Source organism: Pseudomonas xionganensis, from assembly GCF_009763245.1.
Classification (GTDB): domain Bacteria; phylum Pseudomonadota; class Gammaproteobacteria; order Pseudomonadales; family Pseudomonadaceae; genus Aquipseudomonas; species Aquipseudomonas xionganensis.
This window is the reverse complement of the sequence record NZ_WKJZ01000003.1, coordinates 213191-229422: the sequence shown is the minus strand read 5'-3', so window position 1 is coordinate 229422 and position 16232 is coordinate 213191. Positions and strand designations below refer to the sequence as shown.

At 66.0% G+C, this 16232-nt stretch carries 13 protein-coding genes; 7 read left to right on the top strand and 6 right to left on the bottom strand.

Translation table 11 applies throughout. The features are described 5' to 3' along the window. Positions 1-278: 278 nt before the first annotated feature. Positions 279-1895 carry a diguanylate cyclase gene (locus GJV18_RS15930; protein ID WP_160347395.1) on the bottom strand — a complete coding sequence of 539 codons (1617 nt, stop codon included), beginning with the start codon at positions 1893-1895 and terminating at the stop codon, positions 279-281. A 326-nt stretch (positions 1896-2221) separates the two neighbouring features. On the opposite strand from GJV18_RS15930, the gene GJV18_RS15925 reads away from it, so the two are divergent. The 4 genes from GJV18_RS15925 to speA all read left to right on the top strand — a co-directional run bounded on the left by GJV18_RS15925 (position 2222) and on the right by speA (position 6507). After that, on the top strand, positions 2222-3283 hold the full coding sequence (locus tag GJV18_RS15925; protein WP_160347394.1) for a DUF2333 family protein: 1062 nt from the start codon (positions 2222-2224) through the stop codon (positions 3281-3283). A gap of 3 nt (positions 3284-3286) precedes the next feature. Continuing rightward, complete coding sequence (locus GJV18_RS15920; RefSeq protein ID WP_160347392.1) at positions 3287-3820, top strand: NUDIX hydrolase; 534 nt, start codon at positions 3287-3289, stop codon at positions 3818-3820. A 281-nt stretch (positions 3821-4101) separates the two neighbouring features. Then, a complete protein-coding gene (locus tag GJV18_RS15915) occupies positions 4102-4473 on the top strand; it encodes a translation initiation factor Sui1 (RefSeq protein WP_160347390.1) in 372 nt (123 codons plus the stop codon). A 120-nt stretch (positions 4474-4593) separates the two neighbouring features. Next, positions 4594-6507 carry an arginine decarboxylase gene (gene speA / locus GJV18_RS15910; RefSeq protein WP_160347388.1) on the top strand — a complete coding sequence of 638 codons (1914 nt, stop codon included), beginning with the start codon at positions 4594-4596 and terminating at the stop codon, positions 6505-6507. Positions 6508-6623: 116 nt separating this feature from the next. Here speA and GJV18_RS15905 read toward each other — a convergent pair whose 3' ends face one another. Next, positions 6624-7979 (bottom strand): 3-oxoacyl-ACP reductase, encoded by a 1356-nt coding sequence (locus GJV18_RS15905; RefSeq protein ID WP_160347386.1) that lies wholly within the window; start codon positions 7977-7979, stop codon positions 6624-6626. A gap of 157 nt (positions 7980-8136) precedes the next feature. On the opposite strand from GJV18_RS15905, the gene GJV18_RS15900 reads away from it, so the two are divergent. Continuing rightward, positions 8137-9414 (top strand): acetyl-CoA C-acetyltransferase, encoded by a 1278-nt coding sequence (locus GJV18_RS15900; protein WP_160347384.1) that lies wholly within the window; start codon positions 8137-8139, stop codon positions 9412-9414. A 189-nt stretch (positions 9415-9603) separates the two neighbouring features. Here the strand turns inward: GJV18_RS15900 and ada are convergent, their stop codons facing one another. Beyond that, positions 9604-10647, bottom strand: coding sequence for a bifunctional DNA-binding transcriptional regulator/O6-methylguanine-DNA methyltransferase Ada (gene ada / locus GJV18_RS15890; RefSeq protein WP_160347382.1), 1044 nt, complete (start codon positions 10645-10647; stop codon positions 9604-9606). A 186-nt stretch (positions 10648-10833) separates the two neighbouring features. Here ada and GJV18_RS15885 point away from each other — a divergent pair, with 186 nt between their 5' ends. Beyond that, positions 10834-11721 carry a PA4780 family RIO1-like protein kinase gene (locus tag GJV18_RS15885; protein WP_160347381.1) on the top strand — a complete coding sequence of 296 codons (888 nt, stop codon included), beginning with the start codon at positions 10834-10836 and terminating at the stop codon, positions 11719-11721. On the opposite strand, the gene GJV18_RS15880 is transcribed toward GJV18_RS15885, so the two are convergent. Together GJV18_RS15880 and GJV18_RS15875 are read right to left on the bottom strand one after the other, a co-directional pair. After that, positions 11715-13031 carry a bifunctional DedA family/phosphatase PAP2 family protein gene (locus tag GJV18_RS15880; protein ID WP_160347379.1) on the bottom strand — a complete coding sequence of 439 codons (1317 nt, stop codon included), beginning with the start codon at positions 13029-13031 and terminating at the stop codon, positions 11715-11717. The two genes, GJV18_RS15885 and GJV18_RS15880, sit on opposite strands and share 7 nt — an antisense overlap. Next, positions 13028-13744 (bottom strand): DNA-3-methyladenine glycosylase, encoded by a 717-nt coding sequence (locus GJV18_RS15875; RefSeq protein WP_160347377.1) that lies wholly within the window; start codon positions 13742-13744, stop codon positions 13028-13030. The genes GJV18_RS15880 and GJV18_RS15875 overlap by 4 nt, the downstream gene beginning before the upstream one ends. Before the next feature lie 206 nt (positions 13745-13950). Between GJV18_RS15875 and GJV18_RS15870 the strand changes: the two genes are divergently transcribed. Next, the gene (locus tag GJV18_RS15870; protein WP_160347375.1) at positions 13951-14799 is read left to right on the top strand and encodes a class I SAM-dependent methyltransferase; all 849 of its coding nucleotides are present in this window, start codon (positions 13951-13953) and stop codon (positions 14797-14799) included. A 1-nt stretch (position 14800) separates the two neighbouring features. Here GJV18_RS15870 and GJV18_RS15865 read toward each other — a convergent pair whose 3' ends face one another. Further along, the gene (locus GJV18_RS15865) at positions 14801-16018 is read right to left on the bottom strand and encodes an alpha/beta fold hydrolase (protein WP_160347373.1); all 1218 of its coding nucleotides are present in this window, start codon (positions 16016-16018) and stop codon (positions 14801-14803) included. Positions 16019-16232: the final 214 nt, after the last annotated feature.

The window sequence follows — 16232 nt, the reverse complement described above, 5'->3', positions numbered from 1 at the left end:
AGGACACCTGCTGCTGGAACTGCTGGGACAGCGTCAGGTAGCGCGCCATCAGCTGGTAGGGGCGCTCCAGGGCGCGCTGCGACCACCACAGGGTGACCGCCAGGGCGATGCACACGGTCACCAGCAGCAGGGTATTGAGATTGGTCAGGAATTTCAGGCGCATAGGGCTCGACCGATGGGTGGGGGCCGGTGCCGCCTGCCCGGATAGGGCGAGCGGCCGATGCGCTGAGGTTATTGCGGTTTGATTGCAGACTTATGACAGTGTGCGCGGCGTCACGTTATGCGCTGAACACATCCACCCGATTGCGCCCGCCATGCTTGGCCACATAAAGGGCCTGGTCGGCCTGCTGCGAGAGCAGCTTGCCGTCGAGGCCGGCACCGAGCTGAGCGATGCCGCTGCTAAAGGTGCAGGACAGGTCGTGGGGCTGGGCGGAGAACTGGATCTGGGCGAAGCGTTCGCGAATATCGTCCAGCACCCGCTTGGCGGTCTCGGCGTCGGTATCGGGCATGACCACGGCGAATTCCTCGCCGCCATAACGGCCGATATGGTCGCTCTTGCGCAGGCGCTGCTTGAGGAACAGGGCCAGGCTCTTGATCACCCGGTCGCCCATGGGGTGGCCGTAGGTGTCGTTGACCTTCTTGAAGTAGTCGATGTCGATCATGGCAAAGCTCAGCGGCTGGCCGTCGCGCTCGGCGCGCACGCGGGCGTCTTCCAGCAGCTGCAGGGTGTGGGTGTGGTTGTACAGGCCGGTGAGGCTGTCACGCACCATGCGCGCCTTGAGGCTGCGCGCGCGGGCGGCGCGGTTGCGCACGGTGGCGATCAGATGGCGCGGCTTGATCGGCTTGGTGAGGAAGTCGTCGCCGCCCTCGCTCATGGCGTCCAGCTGCTTGTCCAGGTCGTCCTCGGCGGACAGGTAGATGATCGGCACGCTGACATAGCGGTCGTTATGGCGAATCACCTTGGCCAGTTCCGGGCCGTTGCAGGCGGGCATATACATGTCGAGGATGATCAGATCCGGCTGGAAGTCGGCCAGCTGGTCCATGGCCTGCAGGGGCTCCAGCAGGGTGCGGGTGATGATCCCGGCGCTGTTGAGGACCCGCTCGGTGTGGGTCGCCTGGGCCTTGGAGTCGTCGATGATCAGCACCTTGTAGGGGTCGTACTGGGCCACATGGGTCAGTACCTCGATGCGCTCGAACAGGTTGGAGGCGTCCAGGGTGCCGGTAAAGAACTCCATGCCGCCGGCGCGCACGGCGGCCAGGCGGGTTGGGGTATCGGTGTCCTGATGGCTGAAGAACAGCAGCGGGATCTTCTGCTCCAGGCCTTCCTGCACGGCTTCGGCCAGCTGCAGGCCGAGGCCGGGGCCGGAGAAGTCCACTTCCATCAGGATGGCGGCCGGATGGCGTTCGAGCATGGCGCTGCGAAAGGCGTTGGCGCTGTCCAGGGCCACTGCGCTCATGCCGAAGAAGGCCAGGCGCTGGGCCAGCTGTTCGGCCTGCTCATGGTGTTGCAGGGCCAGATAGACCGGCTTGCGCAGGGGTGGCAGAACGGTCTGCTCGAACGTATCTCCATGGCGCAGGCCGGTGCGCGACAGGCGCTGCATCAGTTCGCTCAGTTGGCTGATCAGCTGGCTATTGAGGCGCCCGCGGTTGTCCGTGGCCAGTTGCAGGCACTGACCGATCTGTCGCGCCAGCTGGGCGTGTTCGACCTGCTCGAAACGCTCGGCGTAGCGTTGCAACAGCAGGCTGGCCTCGCCCAGTTCCAGCAGGCCGCTGTCGTGCCATTCGCTGCGCTGCAGGCGTTGCCAGACTTCCAGCACCTGGCGCGCCTGGTTGATCACGCGTTGGGCGAAGTGTTGCTTGAGGCGGTCGCGGCTGGGGTCTTCGTGCTCGGTCATGGCCCTGGTTTCGATGATGGCGCAGTGATGGCTCAGGTGTTCCGATGCTATCACTGCCCGGGACTTTTACCAGTGCCGTCGATCATCTGGCGCCAGCCATATGTCTACCTCTGCACAATTTTGGTACAAGTTTCACCAGGGCGCGCCCATGGGGCGCAGCGGCGAACGAGGCGGCAACAGACCCTTAGTTTGTCCAGGGGTAGTGCGCAGCATGGCGCCGCTTCACTTATAGTGGACAGGTATGGCGCAACCCTGCTGCCGGGTTGCGGTCGAATGGCCAGCGCGCGCTGTCGCCTGGCCCTGACAGACAGACAAAGGACACCCTCATGCTGGATTGGAAGAAGCGCACCGCGACCGCCCGCGATGGAGCGGCGAACTCGGTGGACAACGTACGCAGCTATTTTGCCGGTGGCTGGGCCGGGCGTGCCGTCGCCGCTGGCCTGGGCCTGTACCTGCTGCTGACCCTGGTGGTGGGCTGGTACTGGAGCCAGGAACCGGCGCCATTTTCGGTACAGCAGCATGCCGAAGCGGCTGCCCAGTCCCAGGGCCACCAGTTGGTCAAGGGCTATACCTCGGTGGAAACCCTCAAGGCCGTGGCCAGCACCCTGCTCAACAAGCCGGGTGGCTACCTGGCCAACGACCTCGCCCCGCCAGGGCTGTGGCTGGACAACATGCCCAGTTGGGAATTCGGCGTGCTGGTGCAGGTGCGTGATTTCTCCCGAGCTTTGCGCAAGGACTTTGCCCGCTCGCAGTCGCAATCGACCGAGGATCCCGACCTGGCCAAGGCCGAGCCGCTGTTTCATTTCGACCACAAGAGCTGGGCGCTGCCGGCCTCGGAATCCGAGTACGCGGCCGCCATCAAGCTGCTGGAGCGCTACCAGGGGCGTCTGGCCGATACCAGCCAGGCCAACGCACAGTTCTATACCCGTGCCGATAATCTGAGCAACTGGCTGGGCGATGCCACCACTCGCCTGGGTTCGCTGTCCCAGCGCCTGTCCGCCAGCGTCGGCCAGGTGCGCCTGAATACCGAACTGGTGGAGCCGGAGCATCTGCAAGGGGTGGAAAGCAGCGAGGGCAGCTACAAGACGCCCTGGCTGCAGATCGACAACGTGTTCTACGAGGCCCGTGGCCAGGCCTGGGCGCTGGCCCATCTGCTGCGCGCCATCGAGGTGGATTTTGCCGATGTACTGGCCAAGAAGAACGCCACCGTCAGCCTGCGTCAGGTGATCCGCGAGCTGGAGGCAGCCCAGGAAACCCTGTGGAGCCCCATGGTGCTCAACGGCAGCGGCTATGGCCTGCTGGCCAACCATTCGCTGGTGATGGCCAACTACATCTCCCGGGCCAATGCCGGTCTGATCGACCTGCGCCAGTTACTGAGCCAGGGTTGATTGATGAACTGGAGTGCAGCCGAGGCGGCCCACCGCGTCGCCTCCGATGCCGAGCGCATCGCTTGGGTCGATGAGCAGGATCGTCCGCTGGGCGGCGTGCTGCGCAGCGAGCTGCGTGAGCGCCGCCTGATCGGTCGTGGCAGCTATATCCTGCTGTTCAACTCGGCCGGCCTGCTCTGCGTGCATCGGCGTACCCTGAGCAAGGCGCTGTATCCCGGCTACTGGGACGTGGCCGCCGGCGGCATGGTGCTGGAGAACGAGAGCTATGCCGAGTCGGCCGCGCGTGAGCTGGCCGAGGAACTGGGCATCGTCGATGCGCCCCTGGTCGAGCATGCCCACTTCTTCTATGACGCGCCGGAAAGCCGCCTGTGGTGCATGGTTTATTCGGCGGTATCCGATGCACCCCTGGTGCTGCAGCCGGAAGAAGTGCTGGAGGCGCGCTTTATCAGCGTCGAGCAGGCCCTGGAGGAAACCCGTCGTCTGCCGTATTGCCCGGATTCCCTGGCGGCGTTGGAGCGTTACCTGGCTGCCCGGTAGGGTGCGCCGTGCGCACCGCCTGTCCCTGGCGCCGGGCTTCGGTGCGCATGGCGCAGCCTACGGCGTCGCGGATTCCGAGCGCTTTGTGCATGATGGCGAACGGCGTCGCCAAAGTGCCGCAGGATGACGCAAATCCATACTTAGCAAGGCGGTTTTTTGCCGTTACACTGCGCGACCTTTTTGGCGGACGCCAGTCCGCCTGCGCTGCCCCTGCCTGAGTGGGGCTTCGCGGTCGACTGCGGTCGGCCAGTCGCTATCCTGACCCCTACGAGGACAAGCCGGTGGTCAAGAAAGCTGCGTCACTTTCCGCCCTGGGCGGACTCGTCTACTCCACTGACAGCGGTCGGCATTGCCCGGACTGCGGCCAGCCTGTGGCCGCCTGTCTGTGCAAGCAGAGTCAGTTGCCCGCCGGTGACGGCATCGCCCGGGTGCGCCGGGAAAGCAAAGGCCGTGGCGGCAAGACGGTCACCACCATCAGCGGCGTGCCGCTGGCCGAGGAGCCGCTCAAGGAGCTGGCCAGTGCCCTGAAGAAACGCTGCGGCTGTGGCGGTGCCCTCAAGGATGGGGTGATCGAGATCCAGGGTGATCACGTCGAACTGCTGCTGGCCGAACTGAGCAAACGCGGCTTCCGGGCAAAGAAATCCGGCGGCTGAGCGGTCTTTTCCTAAACTTTGCACAGGCGCGCCGGTCAACCGCCGCGCAAGTGTCATCTCGCACCTCTATTTTTCTGTCGGGCCCCAGGCCTGCCTTGCTGATCCACACGGGAGACTTCAATGTCCGCACGACGCACACGCAAAGACGACGGCAGCCAATGGACAGTGGCCGACAGCCGCAGTGTCTATGGCATCCGCCACTGGGGCGCCGGTTACTTCTCGATCAACGATGCCGGCCGTGTCGAAGTGCGTCCCAATGGTCCGGACAGCGCGCCCATCGACCTCTCGGCGCAGGTCGATGAGCTGCGTCAGAGCGGTCTGTCGCTGCCGCTGCTGGTGCGTTTCCCGGATATTCTGCAGGACCGCGTACGGCGCCTGACCGGCGCCTTTGACGCCAGCATCGCCCGTCATGAGTACCAGAGCTGCTACACCGCCCTGTACCCGATCAAGGTCAACCAGCAGGAAGCGGTGGTGGAGAACATCATCGCCACGCAGAACGTCTCCATCGGCCTGGAGGCCGGCTCCAAGCCCGAGCTGCTGGCGGTGCTGGCGCTGGCGCCGAAGGGCGGCACCATCGTCTGCAACGGCTACAAGGACCGCGAATTTATCCGCCTGGCGCTGATGGGGCAGAAGCTCGGCCACAACGTGTTTATCGTGATCGAGAAGGAATCCGAGGTGCGCCTGGTGATCGAGGAGGCGGCCGAGCTCAAGGTTGCGCCGCAGATCGGCCTGCGCGTGCGCCTGTCGTCGCTGGCCTCCAGCAAGTGGGCCGATACCGGCGGCGAGAAGTCCAAGTTCGGTCTGTCCGCTGCGCAGATCCTGCAGGTGGTCGAGCGCTTCAAGGCTGCCGGGCTGGATCAGGGCATCCGCCTGCTGCATTTCCACATGGGCTCGCAGATCGCCAATATCGCCGACTACCGCAAGGGCTTCCGCGAGGCCATCCGCTATTACGGCGAGCTGCGTGCCCTGGGCCTGCCGGTGGATCATATCGACGTCGGTGGCGGCCTGGGGGTGGACTACGACGGCACCCACTCGCGCAACGCCAGCTCGATCAACTACGACATGCAGGACTACGCCGACGCCGTGGTCGACATGCTCAAGGAGTTCTGCGACCGCCAGGAAATCCCCCACCCGCATATCTTCTCCGAGAGTGGCCGGGCGATGACCGCGCACCACGCCGTGCTGCTGGTGCAGGTCACCGACGTGGAAAAGCACAATGACAAGGTGCCGGAGATCGACCTGGGCGCCGAGCAGCCGGAAATCCTCCAGGCGCTGATTGATCTGCTGGATGACAGCGACCCGGAAATGGTTGCCGAAACCTACTGGCGCGCCACCCATTACATCGAGGAGGTGGCCGCGCAGTACTCGGCCGGCAAGCTGAGCCTGGCGCAGAAGGCCCTGGCCGAGCAGTGCTACTTCGCCATCTGCCGGCGCCTGCACAACCAGCTCAAGGCCCGCCAGCGTTCGCACCGCGCGGTGCTCGACGAACTCAACGACAAGCTGGCGGACAAGTACATTTGCAACTTCTCGGTGTTCCAGAGCCTGCCGGACACCTGGGCCATTGGCCAGATCCTGCCGATCCTGCCGCTGTCGCGTCTGGACGAGGAGCCGCTGCGTCGCGCCGTGCTGCAGGACCTGACCTGCGACTCCGACGGCAAGATCCGCCAGTACGTCGACGAGCAGTCGATCGAGACCAGTCTGCCGGTGCATGAGCTGCGCGAGGGTGAGGACTATGTGCTGGGGATCTTCCTGGTCGGTGCCTACCAGGAAATTCTTGGCGACATGCACAACCTGTTCGGCGATACCGACTCGGTAAATATCTACCAGGGCGCCAATGGCAGCGTGGTGCATGCCGGCATCGAAACCCACGACACCATCGAGGACATGCTGCGCTATGTGCACCTGTCGCCCGAAGAGCTGATGACCCACTACCGCGACAAGGTGGCCAGCGCCAAGATCAGCGCCCGTGAACGCACCCAGTTCCTCGATGCGCTGCGTCTGGGCCTGACCCGCTCGTCCTATCTGTCGAGTTGAGGCAGCCGTAGGGTGGATGACGCTCTTTTCATCCACCACTGAGACCGCCAATGGTGGATGGGTAAAGCGTCATCCACCCTACGCCGCCGTCGAATCTGGATGCAGTCCGGGGGGGCTCAAGCCCCCAGCAGGCTCTGCCCGCAGACGCGCAGGACCTGGCCGCTGACTGCGCCGCTGCCCGGTTGGGCGAACCAGGCCACGGCTTCGGCCACATCCTGGGGCAGGCCGCCCTGGTTCATCGAGTTCATCCGCCGCCCGGCCTCGCGGATGGTCAGGGGGATGGCGGCGGTCATCTGGGTTTCGATAAAGCCGGGGGCTACCGCATTGATGCTGATGCCGCGCTTGGCCAGGCTTGGCGCCCAGGCCTGGGCCAGGCCGATCACTCCGGCCTTGCTGACTGCATAGTTGGTCTGGCCCAGATTGCCGGCGATGCCGCTGATCGAGGCAATCAGTACCACGCGGCCGTTGTCGCGCAGCGTGCCGGCGTCCAGCAGGGCCTGGGTCAGCACCTGCGGGGCATTCAGGTTGACCTTGATCACCGAGTTCCAGAAATCGTCGCTCATCTTCGCCAGGGTCTTGTCGCGGGTGATGCCGGCGTTGTGCACGACGATATCGATGCCGTCCGGCAGTGCCTCGATCAGCTGCGCAGCCGCATCCTCGGCACAGATATCCAGGGCCAGGCTGCGCCCGCCCAGGCGTGCGGCCAGTCCTTCCAGGGCCTGAGCTGCACCTGGCACATCCAGCAGCAGCACCTCGGCGCCGTCGCGGGCCAGGGTTTCGGCAATGGCCGCGCCGATACCGCGCGAGGCCCCGGTGACCAGTGCCTTCTTGCCGGCCAGGGGGCGGGTCCAGTCCTTGACCAGTTCGCCGCAGGCATTCAGGCGCAGCACCTGGCCGGAGACATAGGCGCTTTTCGGCGAGAGGAAGAAGCGCAGCGCGCCTTCCAGTTGCACCTCGCCACCTTTGCCCACGTAGATCAGCTGCACGTTACCGCCACGGCGGATTTCCTTGCCAAGGGAACGGCTGAAACCTTCCAGCGAGCGTTGCACGCTGGCGGAAATCGGGTCTTTCAGTGATTCCGGCGCGCGCCCCAGCACCACCACCCGTGGGCAGTTGGCCAGGCCCCTGAGCGCCGGCTGGAAGAAGTCGCGCAACTCGATCAGTTGCTCGAAACGGCTCAGGTGGCTGGCATCGAACACCAGGGCCTTGAGCCTGGGGCCGTGTTCGGCGGTCCAGCGTGGCAGTTCGAACTGGCCCTCGCGCGGAGCGAACAGGTTGTCGCTCAAGCGCTTGCCGAAACCGGCCACGGCGCTGGCCAGGCTGCCGTCTCCGCCGATCAACAGGGCGCCATCCACCACGCGATTGCGCCCGCTCTGCCAGCGCTCCAGGCGCAGCGGCGCCGGCAAGCCGAGGGCGCTGACCAGGCGGCGGCCGGTGGGGGAGTTGGCAAAGGCAAGGTAACGGTCGGACATGACGGGCTCCAGCACGGCTATCGAAAGTGCGCCCACTCTACGCAGGCGGCCGACAAGCGCAATTGACCCGGCCAGCCAGCGCTACTGGCAAGGCGGCCAATGTCAGGCGGTGGCGACAGGTTAGCCTGTGTGCCATTCATCTGATCAGGAGTCATCCATGACCCAGCCGCGCCGTGTCGCCATTGTCGGTGGCAACCGTATTCCGTTCGCCCGCTCCAATACCGTCTACGCCACCGCGAGCAACCAGGAGATGCTGACCAGCGCACTGGATGGCCTGGTCGAGCGCTTCAACCTGCATGGCGAGCGTCTGGGCGAGGTGGTGGCCGGTGCGGTGCTCAAGCATTCGCGCGACTTCAACCTGACCCGCGAATGCGTGCTCGGCTCGCGCCTGGCCCCCGAAACCCCGGCCTATGACCTGCAGCAGGCTTGCGGCACGGGCCTTGAGGCGGCGCTGCTGGTGGCCAACAAGATTGCCCTCGGGCAGATCGAATGCGGCATCGCCGGTGGCGTCGACACCACCTCGGATGCGCCGATCGGGGTCAACGAAGGGCTGCGGCAGATTCTCTTGCAGGCCAATCGTGGCAAGAGCGCCGGCGAGAAGATCAAGAGTTTGCTGCAGATTCGCCCGCGCCACCTGGCCCCGGCCATTCCGCGTAACGGCGAGCCGCGCACTGGGCTGTCCATGGGCGAGCACTGCGAGCTGATGGCGCAGACCTGGGCCATCCCCCGGGACGAGCAGGATCAACTGGCCGTGGCCAGCCACCAGAAGCTTGCCGCCGCCTACGCCGAAGGCTGGCACGACGACCTGCTCACCCCCTTCCGTGGCCTGACCCGTGACCAGAACCTGCGCGCCGATATCAGCCTGGACAAGCTCGCCACCCTCAAGCCCTGCTTCGAGCGAAGCCCACGTGGCACCCTGACCGCCGCCAACTCGACGCCGCTGACCGATGGCGCCTCCCTGGTGCTGCTGGCCAGTGAGGAATGGGCCAAGGCCCGCGGTCTGCCGATTCTGGCCTACTGGAAGGACGGAGAAGCCGCGGCGGTGGATTTCGTCGGCGGCAAGGAAGGCCTGCTGATGGCCCCGGCCTACGCCGTGCCGCGCCTGCTGGCGCGCAACCAGCTGAGCCTGCAGGACTTCGACTACTACGAAATTCACGAAGCCTTCGCCGCCCAGGTGCTGTGCACCCTCAAGGCCTGGGAAGACGCCGACTACTGCAAGACCCGCCTGGGCCTGGACGCGCCGCTGGGTTCCATCGACCGCAGCAAGATGAACGTCAAGGGCAGTTCCCTGGCCGCTGGGCACCCCTTTGCCGCCACTGGCGGGCGCATCGTCGCCAACCTGGCCAAGCTGTTGTCGGTGGCGCAGCAAGGCCGTGGTTTGATCTCGATTTGCGCGGCGGGCGGTCAGGGTGTGACCGCGATCCTGGAAAAGTAATCCAACACAGGTCGCTGCAGTTCTGCGCAGCGGTCATGATGTATGCAACTCCGTGATTTAGAGCGGCCCACGTAGGTGGTGCCGCTCTTTTTTTGGGTTTTTGCAAGCGCTCAGCTTTACCGCACAGGGGCTGTGCATTGCATCTGAGGGGCCGTGTGCGCCGGCAGGCTATGCCAAAGCCTGTGCGGATTATGGCGCTGTTTCGTCTTGCTCCCGTTCTCTCTGCAGCAGTGCGGCCTTGCGCTCCAGGCCCCAGCGGTAGCCGCTTAGGCCGCCGCCACTGGCCAACACCCGGTGGCAGGGCACCAGCAGGCCCAGGGGGTTGCTGGCGCAGGCCCGGGCCACGGCGCGCGGATGGCTGTCCAGGGCCTGCGCCAGTTCGGCGTAGCTGCGGGTCTGGCCGCTGGGAATCTGCTGCAGGGCCTGCCAGACCCGCTGCTGATAAGCCGTGCCGCGGATATCCAGGGGCAGCCGGGCGGCGCGCCGGGGTTCCTCCAGCTGCGTGATCACCCGCTCCAGCCAGCCGCTCAGGGCCTGATCGTCGCGTTGCAACTGGGCGGCGGCGAAGCGCTGGCGCAGCTCGCTTTCCAGATCACTTGCGCTGTTGCCGAACAGCAGGGCGCACGCCCCTTTCTCACTGGTGGCCAGCAGCAACAGGCCCAGGGGGCAGGGGGCGATGGTGTAGCGCAGTATTTCCCCGGCGCCACGCTGGCGTCGCTGCGCCGGGCTGAGGCCGTCGTTGCCCTGATACAGGGCGCGGGTGTCGGCATAGCCGGCTTGCTGAGCGGCTTGCAGGACGCTGTCGGCCTGGCCGAGCTCTGCGTCAAGGCGGGCGCGTCGGCGGCCCTGGCTCCAGGCCTTGGGGGTCAGGCCGGTGCGTGCCTTGAAGGCGCGGGCCAGGTGTGAGGCGGACAGGCCGATGCGTGCCGCCAGCTGTTCCAGGCTTAAGCCCTGGGGGTGCTGATCCAGCAGCCGACAGGCCGCCGTAACCAGTTGGTCGAGCTGTTCGGCCGGGCTCAGGCCCTGGGGCCAGCAGCGCCGGCAGGGACGAAAGCCGGCGGCTTCGGCGCTGGCGGCATCGGGGTAGAAGCTGACGTTGTGCCGCAGCGGCCGGCGTGCCGGGCAGCTGGGCCGGCAATAGATGCCGGTACTGCGCACGGCGAAGACAAAGCGTCCGTCAAAGGCGGCATCGCGCGTGCACAGGGCCTGCCAGCAGTGTTCTGAATCGAGCATGGTGCGTGGTCCTGAGGGCGTTGGGCAGATTGTCGGTGCTGGGCCGGGCGGCGCCAAGGCGAATCTGGCTTTCAAAGTGGGGGGATGCGGCAATAGTCGGGTTATCAGGCTGGGCGCTGCCAAAGGATTGCCGTATAACGGGCGGCAAACGCGCATCGGGCAACACAGGACCCCAGAGCAAAGCTGATGAAGACCCCCAAACGTATTGAACCCCTGGTCGAGGCCGGGTTGGTCGACGAGGTGATCCGCCCACTGATGAGCGGCAAGGAAGCGGCGGTCTATGTGGTGCGCTGTGGCGACGAACTGCGCTGCGCCAAGGTCTACAAGGAGGCCAACAAGCGTAGCTTCCGCCAGGCCGCGGAGTATCAGGAAGGCCGCAAGGTGCGCGGCAGTCGCCAGGCTCGGGCCATGGCCAAGGGCAGCAAGTACGGGCGCAAGGAGCAGGAGCAGGCCTGGCAGAATGCCGAAGTGGCGGCGCTGTTCCGTCTGGCGGCGGCCGATGTGCGGGTGCCCAAACCTTATGATTTTCTCGATGGCGTCCTGCTGATGGAGCTGGTCGATGATGGCGAAGGTGATGTGGCGCCCCGTCTCAACGATGTCGAGCTGCACCCCGAGGATGCTCGGGAATTCCACGCCTTTATGATCCAGGAGATCGTCAAGATGCTCTGCGCCGGCCTGGTGCATGGCGATCTGTCGGAGTTCAACGTGCTGCTCGGGCCCGATGGCCCGGTGATCATCGACCTGCCCCAGGCGGTGGATGCGGCCGGCAACAACCATGCGTTCAGCATGCTGGAGCGCGATGTGCGCAATATGGCCGAGTATTTTGGCCAGTTTGCCCCGGAGCTCAGGTACACCAAATATGCCAAGGAAATGTGGGCGCTGTACCAGGCCGGCAACCTGACTCCGCAGAGCGTGCTGACGGGTGAATTCGACGACCCCGAAGAGGCCGCCGATATCGACGCGGTGATGCGTGAGATCAAGGCCGCCCTGGCCGAGGAGGCGCGGCGCCAGGCCCTGCTAAACGCCGAAGACGAACCTGCGGGGGCTGAACCACCGCCGCCCTGGGCTCAGTAAAGATAGGCGAGCAGCTGTGCCGGCCATTGCCAGCCGGCGAGCAGAACGGGAGTCAGCAGGCTGGTCGGCAGCAGCCACCACCATAGGCGTGCCGACAGGGCTGGCAGCGGCCTGTGCCATTGCACCAGGCTCAGGCAGGCGGCACACAGGCAGGCGGCCAACAGGGCACCGGCGATCAGGTCGCTGGGCCAGTGCACCCCCAGATACAGGCGCGAGACGGCAATCGCCAGGGCCGGCAGGCAGGCCAGGACCACCCAGGTCATACGCATGCGCGCCGGTTGCTCGCGGCCGGCGAGAATGGCCAGGACGAAAAACAGGGCAAAACTGGCCGAGCTGTGGCCGCTGGGGAAGCTGAAGCTGCCCAGGGGCTCCAGCAGGGTATCCGGACGGCTGCGCGCAATCAGTTGCTTGAATAGCGCATTTGCCAGAGCGGTGCCGAGCAGGGTCAGGCCGGCAAAGACCGCCGCCCGCCATTGTCGTCCCAGCAGCAGAATGCCCAGCAGCGCGCTGGCGACTAGCAGCAGGCTGTGTCCGTCGCCCAGCTGGCTGAGCAGCAGCATGACGTTGTCCAGGGCCGGCTGGCGTTGCTGCTGCAGCAACTGCAGCAACCCTTGATCGAAGGCCTGTAGCCGGGCGTAGCCCAGGCTCAGGGCCGCGAGCAGCAGGGCGGCGCAGGCAGCGGCCAGCAGGCTGCTATGGCGCATTTCGCGCAGGCTGGCTTGCAGGCTCAGCACGCAGATGCCGGCAACGGCGGCCGCCACTATCCCGGCCTGGGGCCAGAAGCCTGGCGGCAGTGGCAGGCGCAGGGCGGCGCCCGTGGCCCAGCCTGGCAACAGGTAAGCCAGGGCCCAGCCGACCGAGGCCAGCAGGCTGACCAGCACAAAGCGCGGTGCCGGCATATCGAGCATGCCGGCAACCATCGGCAGCATGGGGCGTAGCGGGCCGATAAAGCGACCGACCAGCAGGCTGGCGATGCCGTAACGCTGGAAGTACAGGTCGGCGCCGGCCAGCCATTGCGGATGGTGGCGCAGTCCGGGCAGGCGGCGAATATCCTGGTGGAAGTAGCGTCCGGTGGCGTAGGACAGCAAATCCCCCAGCACCCCACCGCACCAGGCCAGCAGCAGGGTATGACCCAGGCTCAGAGCGCCGCTGCCCGCCAGCGCTGCCACTGCGAAGAGCAGCACGGTGCCGGGCACCAGCAGGCCAATGATGGCCAGGCATTCACCGAAGGCCAGAAGAAAAATCGCCAGCCCCAGCCACTCGGGATGAGCCGCCAGCCATAGGCTCAGGCTGTCGAACCAGGCGCTCATAAGCTGGTCTGCCCGTTGTCCAGCAGGTGATAGTGCTCCCCGATTCGCTGGCCACGGCGCAGCGGGTTGCGCGTGCAATGACGCGCGAAGGCGGCGTCGACGAAGCGGTAGGGCAGGTGCTCGTCGCGCCCGGCCGGGATGCCCAGGCGCGGGCATTGCACGACTTGCGCGGGGTACTCGCCGACATCCTCGACAAACAGCCGCTGCGGATCGAAGGCTTGGCCGTCCCAGTCCGGCACCTTCAGGCTCAGGGCCTTGCACAGCAGGGTCTGGCCGGCGCACAGGCGTTCGCGCGGGCGTGCCTGGCCATGGGTGTCTGGGTTGTTGGCCTGCATCCGCGCCAGGCTGTCCGCTGCCGAATGTTGATCCAGCCAGGGCAGGGCCGATTTGATCAGCACCGCATTGCCCGGCCCCTGGGCGCTGAAATTCAGCGAGTCGCCACCGCGGGCGTAGTACATGTAGATATGCCCGCCGTCCATAAACAGCGCGCGGCGTTTGTGGGTGTAACCGAGGGAGGCGTGGCTGCCTCTTTCCTCACGATAATAGGCTTCGGTTTCGATGATCCGTGCGCTCAGCCACAGGCCCTGGTGGTGATGGCGGATAACCTTGCCCAGCAGCTCGCGGGCCAGCAGGCAGGCGTCGCGGTCGAAGAAGCTCGCCGGCAGGGCGCGGCCGTCGGGCCAGGGCAAACTAAGGTTGGGTCGCTCTTGCATGGGCTGTCATGGCCTTCCGGCGGGGCATAGGCTGAGAGGGTGTTTACAAATTACTGCGCTCGGCCATGCTGCGTTGAAATCAGCCTCAAAATGCTCATGTACAGCTCGTACACTGCGCTTTCTCGGCTGATTTCGCCTTGCCTGACCGTCGCTCGCTACTTTTGTAAGCACCCTCTGAGGTGATGATAACAAGAAGAGCCTGACCCATGACTGAACGTGCCAGCAGTGCCCATATCAGCCCCAGTGCCCATTACACGGGATACGTCTGGTATCGCCATCGCCTGGCCGAGCCGGCCTTTGTGACCGGCTTCGGACGCTTCGTGCATGGTCTGCTCAGCCCCATCAGCTGGGCGGCGCGGGTCGGCTTTGACCTGGACATCGAACAGCTGTTGCTGCAACGCCATCTGCAGATCGACGCCCAGCTGACGGCCGCCATCGAGCAGGATGGCGTGACCCAGGTGGTGGAGATTGCCTGCGGGCTGTCGCCCCGGGGGCGGCGCTTTACCACGCGCTATCCGCAGCTGCGCTATCTGGAGGCGGATCTGCCGGCCATGGCCGCGCGCAAGCGTGGCTTGCTTGGCGCCCAGGGCTGGCTGGGTGCGCGGCATCGGGTGCGGGCGGTGGATATCCTCGCCGAACAGGGTGAGCAGAGCCTGGCGGCACTGTTCGCCGAGCTGGACCCAGAGCAGCCAGTGGTGGTGATTACCGAGGGCTTGGTCAACTACTTCCCCCTGGCGCTGATCGAGTCCTTCTGGGCCCGTCTGGCTGAACAGTTACGCGGTTTCCCGCAGGGGCGCTACCTGACCGAGCTGTATCCCGACCTCAAGGAGCACCCGCGTTATCGCCAGCTGCGTTGGGGTGTGGGGCTGATCGGCCGTCTGACCCGTGGTGACTATCCGCTGCACTACAGCAGCAATGAAGCCATAGCCGAGGGCTTTCAGCGCTGCGGTTTTCGTCAGGTGCAGGTGTTCGATCCCAGTCGCGACGCCCCGGCTCTGGGGCTGGCGCCCAGTCGCGCTGCCGGCCTGGTGCGGGTGATAGAGGCCAGAGCCTGATTCAGGCGCAGGCCGCCGCGGGCTGCAGCAGGGCCGCCAGGGCCAGGCTGCTCTGGGGCTCGCTGTGGGGCAGGACAAAGGCCAGCTGGCCGGGGTCCTGGCGCAAAGGCAGCAGCGGCAGTGCCGGCTGGCCGGCGATCAGCAGTTGCCAACCCCGGGGCGGCAGTTGGCCGGGCAGCTCCGCTGCCAACAGGCCGCCAAAGTAGCCCAGTTCGCACAGCTCCACTTTCCATTCCCCCCCGTCCGCGTGGCGCAGCCGTGCCTGGCGCTGCGCTGGCGGGCGGCGCGGTTCGTGACGTTTGTCCAGGGTCAGCAATTGCTCCGGCGCCAGCAGCTGGCTGCCGGGGCTCAGCAGCGGCAGGTCGTCGCCGCGCAGGAAGGGGTTGTAGAGCCGGGCGCAGGCGGCGCGTTGCTCGAACTGGGCCAGGTGGTCGGCGTTGTGGATCAGGGCGCAGTGGGCATGGGCGCAGGCGGCGGCGAACTGGGCATGTTCCCAGGGTTGGGTGAAATGATCATGCTCGCCGGCCAGCACCAGGGTCGGGCTGGCGGGGTGACAGCGGAAGCCGGTGAAGGCCAGCAGGCGCTGGCTGTTCTGTCGATAGCGCTCCACATCGCCGGGTGACAGGCGCTGGATCTGCCGCAGCAGGGCCTTGCGAAACACCGGGGAGACTCCGGTCTGGGCCAGGCGCAGGGGGTTGAGCAGACCGGTCAGGGCGCCGTGGGCGAAGGCCTCGGTCTGCCCCTCGGCCAGCAGGGCCAGGCCTTCCTGCAGGAGCAGGCGGGCGCCGGGGCGACCAAAGGCGGTAATGCCGGCCAGCAGCACCCGGGCGCAGCGTTCGGGGTGGCGGGCGGCGAACAGTGCGGCCAGAGCCGAGCCATATGACAGGCCGATGGGCATCAGGGGCGGCAGGCGCAGTTCATCGGCGAAGGCGGCGATCAGGTCGGCCAGCTGCTCCAGGCTCAGTTCCGGCGCCAGTTGCAGGTTGCCGCCCTGGCTGGGCAGGTCGAGCAGGATCACCGGATGTTCGGCCAGCAGCTCTTCCACCTCACTGGCAAAGGAGCGAAAGCTCTGGAAGGCGCCGCCCAGCAGCAGCACCGGGTTGCGGCGATCATCGGCATGGCGGGCGTAGGCCTGGTAATGCAGGCGCCAGGGGCCCAGCTGGAGGACCTCGGGGGCGTCGTTGAGGCGTCCCGGGTTGTAGTCGGTGCAGTAAGGCATGGTCACCCCCGGCGGTCGGCCGCCTGTTCTTGTTTCAGGCTGCAAGGTAAACATTTGCCCGGTTTTTGTTTACCTAACCTTCGGGCGGCGCGGGTGCGGGTTTGTCACTGTATCCCGCTAGCCGGTGCACAGGCTGGGGCTGCAGGCGTTACCGCGCAGGTGGCAGAACGGGCTGTCTACCCTGCAGCGGCGTTGCGTCATGTGGCGCCGGCGC